Raw genomic sequence first — 1,148 nt, 5'->3', positions numbered from 1 at the left:
ATGGACTCGTTGCGGTACAAGCGAAGTGGCATTTTGACTTTCAAGCCAACACAATAAAACATCGCAGAGTGCTTTCCCTACCCCGCTTAGGGAGGGAAGTCCGGAGCCATAGGCGATATCAAATTCACGAGTCCCAATATCAATGGGCAATACTGGAATATCAACGGCTCACGCACAACGCTGGACTAGGGAAATTATGAGGGGATCCGTCAGCGCCGTGCTCTGCGGCAATTTTGGAGCGCAGCGGAAAAATTGTCCGACAGCAGCACCTTGTTAGCTGATTATTCAACAAACTGCGGCAAATTCTCTTTGCGCCATTTTTTGTCTAGTTCAAATGTTTTTCTCATACCGTTTTCATCGGCATGTTCAAGAGCTTCAAATAAGGCTTTTGATCTTTCAAAACCCAATTTTACGCCATAATCAGACAACTGTCCGATACTTACCTCAGTGGCAAACTCATAATAATCGATAAGGAAGTCTGCCAGCATGAATCGAAATTTAGCTCCATAATCACTATAGATAGCATCTTGCTCCAATTCAAAATGAACAAAGCGCACCTCCTGACCTCGGGTTAGCAATACATAGTATGTGTCGCCATTACTCCCCTCATAGATCGGAGTAACCTCATACCCTTTCAAAATTTCATAGTTTTTGAATACCGACGGTAGATAGAAATAGAACCCATCTGGAGCCTTGGCTATAAATTCTAAATCTTCAAAGCCATTGGGAGAATCGATAGCAGACAGAAATTCCTCTGGCACACCTGCGTCTACCAATACTCCCTTTCTTTTTTCAGCTTCTACAATCATGATAATTCTCGACTCACCGTACAGCTAACGCCCCACTCTCACGAATCCCCTCATAATTTCCAATAAAAACAATGAGTAGACGCGCATCGCTCATTCTGATCTAATGAATTTCGCCAAAAACACACCTTATCAAATGTATTTAATAGGAATACCTTACGATGCGCGACATTCAAATTCTACAACAAACACTGACAGAACAATGTTCTGGTCAACTACAACTGGACACTTTTAGTTGAGAATTTTCAAACTCCACTGGCGATAGATCACCATTGGCTGAATGTAGTCGCTCTAGGTTGTAATACTTCATGTAAGCGGCCACATCTTGCTTCATAAATCTCC

Annotated in this window: 2 protein-coding genes; both read right to left on the bottom strand. The window is 42.5% G+C overall.

Annotated features, from left to right (window positions below; all coding sequences use genetic code 11):
* Window positions 1-281: 281 nt before the first annotated feature.
* Entirely contained in the window at window positions 282-809 is a 528-nt protein-coding gene (locus D1Z90_RS20690; RefSeq protein WP_119912652.1) for a hypothetical protein, read from the bottom strand.
* A 208-nt stretch (window positions 810-1,017) separates the two neighbouring features.
* A partial coding sequence (locus tag D1Z90_RS20685) for an IS3 family transposase (RefSeq protein ID WP_147378772.1) occupies window positions 1,018-1,148 on the bottom strand: 131 nt, incomplete at its 5' end.

Origin of the sequence: Motilimonas pumila (genome assembly GCF_003596335.1) — a bacterium.
Taxonomy (GTDB): Bacteria; Pseudomonadota; Gammaproteobacteria; order Enterobacterales; family CBDFNC01; genus Motilimonas; species Motilimonas pumila.
Note: the sequence above shows the minus strand (reverse complement) of the source record. Positions and strands in the feature narration are given on the sequence as shown.